Origin of the sequence: Advenella sp. (genome assembly GCF_052108595.1) — a bacterium.
In the GTDB taxonomy this organism is placed as follows: Bacteria; Pseudomonadota; Gammaproteobacteria; order Burkholderiales; family Burkholderiaceae_B; genus Advenella.
Map to the genome: position 1 here is coordinate 1 of NZ_JBQEAU010000168.1, position 6851 is coordinate 6851.

The 6851-nt window shown below is 55.2% G+C and carries 9 protein-coding genes; all 9 read right to left on the bottom strand.

The window, feature by feature from the left end; translation table 11 throughout:
• Positions 1 to 591, bottom strand: a 591-nt coding sequence (gene rpiA, locus ACTIKR_RS19845; RefSeq protein WP_442328804.1) for a ribose-5-phosphate isomerase RpiA, incomplete at its 3' end; no start/stop codon positions are given.
• 11 nt (positions 592 to 602) lie between these two features.
• Complete coding sequence (locus ACTIKR_RS19850; protein WP_193088503.1) at positions 603 to 959, bottom strand: ArsC/Spx/MgsR family protein; 357 nt, start codon at positions 957 to 959, stop codon at positions 603 to 605.
• Entirely contained in the window at positions 956 to 1756 is an 801-nt protein-coding gene (locus ACTIKR_RS19855; RefSeq protein ID WP_442328805.1) for an ABC transporter permease subunit, read from the bottom strand. The genes ACTIKR_RS19850 and ACTIKR_RS19855 overlap by 4 nt, the downstream gene beginning before the upstream one ends.
• Positions 1753 to 2667 (bottom strand): ABC transporter permease subunit, encoded by a 915-nt coding sequence (locus ACTIKR_RS19860; RefSeq protein ID WP_193088505.1) that lies wholly within the window; start codon positions 2665 to 2667, stop codon positions 1753 to 1755. Before ACTIKR_RS19860 ends, ACTIKR_RS19855 begins: the two co-directional genes overlap by 4 nt.
• Positions 2664 to 3788, bottom strand: coding sequence for an ABC transporter ATP-binding protein (locus ACTIKR_RS19865; protein ID WP_193088506.1), 1125 nt, complete (start codon positions 3786 to 3788; stop codon positions 2664 to 2666). The genes ACTIKR_RS19860 and ACTIKR_RS19865 overlap by 4 nt, the downstream gene beginning before the upstream one ends.
• Before the next feature lies 1 nt (position 3789).
• Positions 3790 to 4893, bottom strand: a complete 1104-nt coding sequence (locus ACTIKR_RS19870) for a polyamine ABC transporter substrate-binding protein (protein WP_442328806.1) — start codon at positions 4891 to 4893, stop codon at positions 3790 to 3792.
• 72 nt (positions 4894 to 4965) lie between these two features.
• Positions 4966 to 5688 carry a 3-deoxy-D-manno-octulosonic acid kinase gene (locus tag ACTIKR_RS19875; protein WP_193088508.1) on the bottom strand — a complete coding sequence of 241 codons (723 nt, stop codon included), beginning with the start codon at positions 5686 to 5688 and terminating at the stop codon, positions 4966 to 4968.
• Complete coding sequence (locus ACTIKR_RS19880; RefSeq protein WP_193088509.1) at positions 5681 to 6100, bottom strand: group II truncated hemoglobin; 420 nt, start codon at positions 6098 to 6100, stop codon at positions 5681 to 5683. The genes ACTIKR_RS19875 and ACTIKR_RS19880 overlap by 8 nt, the downstream gene beginning before the upstream one ends.
• The coding region (locus ACTIKR_RS19885) for an ABC transporter permease (protein ID WP_442328807.1) at positions 6100 to 6851 on the bottom strand (752 nt) is incomplete at its 5' end. The genes ACTIKR_RS19885 and ACTIKR_RS19880, both read right to left, overlap by 1 nt.

Here is a 6851-nt window from a genome sequence, read left to right on the forward strand (position 1 = left end):
AATCGCGTTCATGGTCGTTTCCATCTCGCGGGCATCGGCAAGGCGCATACCTGCAACATCAAGTATCGGATTGCCATTATCCGTAATAAAACCAGCACGCACGGTCGCGGTAGCGCCCAGTGCCGCTATTTTTCGCATCACAATAGGTACGGCCATGGGAATCACCTCAAGCGGTATGGCAAAGCTGCCCAGCAGATCCACGCATTTTGTCTCATCCACGATGCAGACAAATCGTTCAGACGCAGCAGCCACGATTTTTTCTCGGGTATGCGCCCCGCCACCGCCCTTGACCATCTGCAGCAAGGGGTTGATTTCATCGGCACCATCCACGTAGACCGGCAACGGTTTGTTGGTTTCGGCCAAATCCAGTACCCGCACGCCCTGCTCGCGCAAACGCGCTGCACTGCGCTGCGAACTGGCAACGGCGCCGGCAAATTCTTTTTTGTATTTTGCCAGCTCATCAATGAAAAGATCGGCCGTAGAACCTGTGCCCACACCGATCACAGCGTCGGCACCAAAAAAAGGCCTGATGTATCCAACGGCAGCCTGCGCTACGTCGCGTTTCAATTGTTCCTGTGACTTCAGTTCCATGATTCTGCCTGTTACGAAAGATGGGCAGCAAAAGTGCTTTCTGCAAACCCGAATGTGGTCGCGCCGTCGGCAAACATTGTGACCGGGCGCTTGATCAGTGAAGGAAATTCTGCGGCCAGCGCCAGCCATTGCTGTTCGGTAGCGGGCGTTTTGCGATCTTCGGGCAAACCACGCCAAGTCTGAGAATTGCGATTGATCATCAATTGCGCCCCGCCTGCGGCAGCGGCCCAAGTCTTTAGCAGCGCGCTATCTGCCGGCTCTTCGCGATAATCGCTAAACTCAACCTGCTCGCCCCGCTCCTGCAGCCACTTGCGCGCTTTGACGCAAGTGCTGCACCGTTTCAGCCCGTATTGGCGTATTACACTCATTGCTTTGCACGTCCCTGAAAATAATTGGCAACAATCACGAATGCCCCAACAAGCAGGATCATCAGCGTTGCCAGCGCGTTGACTTCCGGTTTTATGCCAAGCCGCACGCGCGAAAAGACTTCGATTGGTAAGGTAGTATAGCCCGGACCATTCAGGAAGGAGGCAATAACCACATCATCCAGGGACAATGTGAAGGCAAGCAGCCAGGCCGACACCAGTGCGGGGACGATCAGCGGCAGCGTGATGGTAAAGAACACCCGCAATGGGGGTGCGCCCAGGTCCAGCGCCGCTTCTTCCAGCGAGCGGTCCAGTTCGCGTACACGCGACTGAATGACCACCGACACATACGCTACACACAGCGTAACATGGCCCAGCCAGATGGTGAAAATACCATTGCTTTCGGGAAAACCGGTAATGTTACGGATTTCGATAATCATCAACAGCAGTGAAATACCCAAAATGACATCTGGAATAACCAGCGGCGCATTCAACATGCCGATGTACAGGCCAAATCCCCGGAACGGACCCTTGCGCGCCAGCACATAACCGGCCCAGGTACCGATGATCACCGCTGCGGTCGCCGTCAAAAACGCAATACGCAGCGACAGCCAGGCAGCACTGAGCAGGGCACGATCCTGCGACAGGCTCTGGTACCAGCGTAGCGAGAAGCCCGACCAGCTGGAGGCCAGCGCCGATTCATTGAACGAGAAAACAATCAGGCTGAGAATGGGAATATACAGAAACAGCAGGCCTGCTCCCAGAAACAGCCATTTGAGCCAGATATTTTCCTGTTTCATGCGTCCCGTCCTTTCAGGGCCCTGGCCTGACTGTACTGAAATATCACAAGCGGGATAAGCAGGAAAATCGTCATGGTCACGGCCACCGCAGCAGCCACCGGCCAGTTGGTGTCGGTAAAGTACTGATCCCACATCAGGCGACCCATCATGTATGTGTTGGTTCCTCCCAGCAGTTCGGGAATGACATACTCGCCCACCGTCGGAATGAAGACCAGCATGGCGCCGGCGATCACCCCGGGAACCGACAGCGGCAGCGTAATGGTGAAAAATGCCTTCCAGGGACGGGCGCCAAGATCATAGGCTGCCTGCAAAAGGCGCCGGTCCATCTTGACCAGGTTGGTGTACAGCGGCAGGATAAAAAACGGTAGATAGGTGTACACCAGACCGATATAGACCGCCATATCGGTGCGATAGATCTCTATGGGCGTCGAGGTGATGCCGGTCCACATAAGAAACTGGTTCAACAAGCCTTCGTTGCGCAAAATGCCGATCCAGGCATATACACGCAACAGCAGCGAGGTCCAGAAAGGCAGGATGACGGCCAGCAGCAGCAAGTTGCGCTGGCGCGGCGCCGAGCGGGCGATATAGTATGCCATCGGATAGCCGATAAGCACACACCACAAGGTGGTTACCAACGCCATTTTCAGCGATTTGAGGTAGGCACCGATAAATAGCGGATCGGTCAAAAGCAGCAGATATCCCTCAAAATGCAGGGACAACCTCAGTACCTCCTCCTCGATCTGTACCAGCGGTTCATAGGGAGGAATACCAAACGTGGATTCTGAAAAGCTGATTTTCAGAACAATGAAAAATGGCACCAGCAAACAGAGCACCAGCCAGATATACGGCGGCAAAATGGCCCACGCACGCTGATCGGGGCGATAGTTGCGCAGCGAGTGCAACGGTTTCATGACGGCAGCACCGTTGCGCTGTCTGGCCCCCAGGTTACAAAGACCTCATCGTCAATGCCGGGGGCATTTTCCTGCGCCAGTTCAATGCCAGGCACGCTGGCCTCAATGATCTTGCCCGCGTCCAGACGGATCTGATAGAGCGTATAACTACCCATCCAGGCCACGTGCGTGACAATACCATGTCCGATATTGGTTTCATCATCGGGCTGATCAATCAGCACGCGAATCTGCTCGGGACGAATCGATACGAACACTTCCATGCCCAGCGGCTCACTCACCCCATGATTGACAAACAGGGGACGCATCAGCTCATCGCTTTCGATCACGATATGGTCCGGTTCATCGACCACGATCGTGCCAGTAAAGATATTGGTCGACCCGATGAACCCGGCGACAAAGCGCGAATTCGGAAACATATAGACTTCCTGCGGGGTGCCGGTTTGCACAATCTGACCCTCGGTCATGACCGCAATGCGGTTGGCCATGGTCATGGCCTCTTCCTGGTCATGGGTCACCATGACACAGGTCACGCCGACCTGATCAAGAATTCGCACCAGTTCAATTTGCGTCTTCTGGCGGATCTGTTTGTCCAGCGCCGACATGGGCTCATCAAGCAGCAACAGCTTGGGCCGCTTGACCAGACTGCGCGCCAGCGCCACACGCTGCTGCTGTCCGCCCGACAATTGTGAAGGCTTGCGCCGCGAATAGCCTGCCATTTGCACCAGGTCCAGGGCAGCGAACACGCGATCATGGATTTCCTGGCGATCAACGCCTTCTTGCTTCAACCCGTAGGCCACGTTGGCTTCTACGGTCATATGGGGAAACAGCGCATACGACTGGAACATCATATTGACCGGACGCTTATACGGCGCGATACCGGTCAAATCGGTCCCGTCCAGCAGGATCTTGCCCGAGGTTGGCGCTTCAAAACCGGCCAGCATGCGCAGCAGGGTTGACTTGCCGCAACCAGAACTGCCCAGCAACGCAAAAATCTCGTTGCGCCGCACAGTCAGATTGACCGACTGCACGGCAACGGTATCACCGAAAATCTTGACGACATCAACCAGCTTGACGAATTCATCCACATCGCTGGTTGCCACCGACAAATGCCGCTCGGCCATTTTATTTCCCTGCCTTGAGTTCGGCCCATAAGCGGGTCTGCAGGCGGGCAATTTTCATCGGCTGGGCTTTGATCACAAACAAGGTCTTGGCCACCTCGGCACCGGGGTAGATCATGGGATTGTCGGCGATTTCCTTGTTGACGAATTCGCGTGCCGCCTTGTTGGCATTGGGATAGAACATATTGTTGGTAATGTCCGCATGTACCTTGGGCTCTTCAATGTAATTGATGAACGCCATGGCGTTTTCCGGATGGGGTGCGTCCTTGGGCACGGCCATGGTATCAAACCATGCGGGCGCCCCGCCAGCCGGGATGTAATAGTCGATCACGTACTCTTTCTTGGCTTGCTTGGCGCGGCTGGCTGCGATCATGACATCGCCGGAAAAGCCATACACCATGCACAGGTCGCCCGAGGCCAGTTCATCGATATAACCCGATGAACTGAACTGGCGGATATAAGGCCGGATTTTTTTCAGAACGTCCAGGGCCGCCTGGTAATCTTCGGGCTTGTCGCTATTGGGATCCTTGCCCAGATAATGCAAGACCGCAGGAAATACCTGCGCAGCCTCATCCAGAATGGAAATGCCGCAAGACTGCAGTTTTTTGGCATTTTCCGGATCGAACAGCGTTTCCCACTTGCCCAGTTCCGCGCCGTCGCCCAGGGCGGCTTTGGCCTTGGTCACGTTCAGGCCGATACCGTTGGTCCCGTAGCCCCAGGGCACCAGATACTGATTGCCCGGATCCACCTGTGCAACCAGTTCCATGATGGCCGGGTCAAGATTTTTCCAGTTGGGTATTTTTGATCTGTCCAGTTTCTGGAACAGACCACCTTCGATCTGGCGCGAGGCATAATGGGTTGACGGCACAACCACGTCATAGCCGGACTTTCCGGTAAGCAGCTTGGCCTGCAAAATGTCGTTGGTATCATAAGTGTCATAGCGCACCTTGATGCCGCTTTGCTTTTCGAAACCCGGAATCGTGTCCGGTGCGCTGTATTCAGCCCAGTTGTAGACATTGAGCACCTTTTCTCCGGCAGCATGAACGACATTTGCGGTGCAGGCCAGGGACAGCGCGAGAACAAGGCTACGGACAGAGGACGGTTTCATTTCGGTTTCCCCAAATCAGGTTAGAAAAAAAAGAAATAATAAAGGCATTTTTCTCCTGGGTCACCGATTTTTTCAGCTTTGCTGATATTGCTGTTGCAGCTGTCCCGAAAAAATGACGCCCTGCTCTCCGAGCAGCTTTTGCAGCGAGCGGCCCAGGCGTTCAAGTGACTGCTCGCGCAGTGTTCTGGTCATGGTCCGGCGTGATGACTTGTCAAAGTCGATCAGCCAGATTTTCTGCGCGTCATCCACCAGAATATTGTGCGCGTTCAGATCAGCGTGATAGACATTGGCATCATGCAGCTGGCGAATGGCGGCGCACACAGGCTCGACCAGTTTGATACTGGCTGGCCCTGCCTGGCCGATTGCCTGCGCCAGGGACACGGTATTATGCAATCTCTCGGTCATGATGGCAGCACGGTAAGTGACGCCGCGTCGCTGATATGAAGCGGCCATGGCTCGCGGCACAGGCAGGCCCTGGGCATGCAGCTCGTTCAGGAGCGCAAACTCGGCAAACGAGCGAGTGGTTTCCTCGGAGACCCATAAATAGCGTTCGTCAACAAACCGGCTGATCAGGCCCCCGCGATGATAATGACGCAATACGGCTTGCCCCCAGGGCGTGGAAAGATACCAGGCGGTATTGCGCCCCCCATCCGAGACCTTGGTCGCTTTATCGCCCCAGGTCCGGGGCGTGAAAATTTCAATGCGAGCCGGAATAGGAAAATCGGGGTGAACCCTGATGCCATGATGCATCTGGCGTACCGGCCGGTGGGTACTGTGCAAATCGGGATCAGCCATCTTTGTTCCGCATCCAGTCGGCAACGCCAAAGAACGAATGCAGCAAATGCTCCTGCAGCGGCGCCGGTACGTTGCAATCGATCATGGCGCGCCCCATGCAGGCGACCCATTCATCACGCTCCTGGATGCCAATGGCAAACGGCAGATGCCGGGCCCGCAACATGGGATGGCCGAATTTTTCAATATACCGGTCGGGCCCACCCAAATAGCCGCTCAGAAACAGGAACAGCTTTTCGCGTGCATGTTCAAGCGAATCTCCATGGACAGCGCGCAGGGCCTTGAAATCCTCTTCAATATCCATCAGATCATAGAAGCGTTCCACCAGGGCATGCAAACCAGCCTCGCCGCCGATCTGGTCATAAAAGGTCGTTGTGGTGTCCAGGTTTTCCACTATGTTCAATAGTCTTGCCATTAGTCGGCACTCCGTAAAATGAGTAGCGGGGGCGTATTTTTTACAGCACGCAAGGCCATTTTACCCCCTGCCCATGACGCGATGATCCCCAATATGATTCCGCTTATCCATGGCATGATACCGGTGGTGAGCGTGATGTCAAACACCTGCACCGCCAGCAGTTGCGCAATCAGTATTGCGAAGGCTGCAGCCAGCGTTCCCGACACCACGCCAATCACGATCAGTTCGCTGCGCTGAGCCTGATCCAGTTGCCGCGAAGTGGCGCCCATGGCCCGTAACAGGCTCGCTTCGTACATCCGTTCATCCTGGGTAGAGAGAAACGCAGTACTGAGCACGACAACGCCGGCGGCCAGCGTAAAGACAAAAAGAAACTGCACCGCCGCCGCCACGCTATCGAGAATGGTCTGTAACTGGCGCAAGATACCCGACACATCGAATACCGTGATGTTCGGAAATTGGCTGACGACTTCCTGAGTAAATGCGGCCTGCTGTTCCGGCAAATGAAAAGCCGTAATCCAGGTCGCCGGCTTATCCTGCAATACGGCAGGCGAGAGAATGGCAAAAAAATTGACTTGCATGGAGTCCCATTTCACGGTTCTCAGGCTGGTCACCCGGGCGGTCACCAGCTCGCCGGCCACATCGAAGGTCACTTCATCATTCAGTTTTACACCAAGCTGGCCGGCAATATCATCTTCGAACGAGACTTCGGCGGCATCGGGATCCAGCCAGCGCCCGCTGGCAATACGGTTAC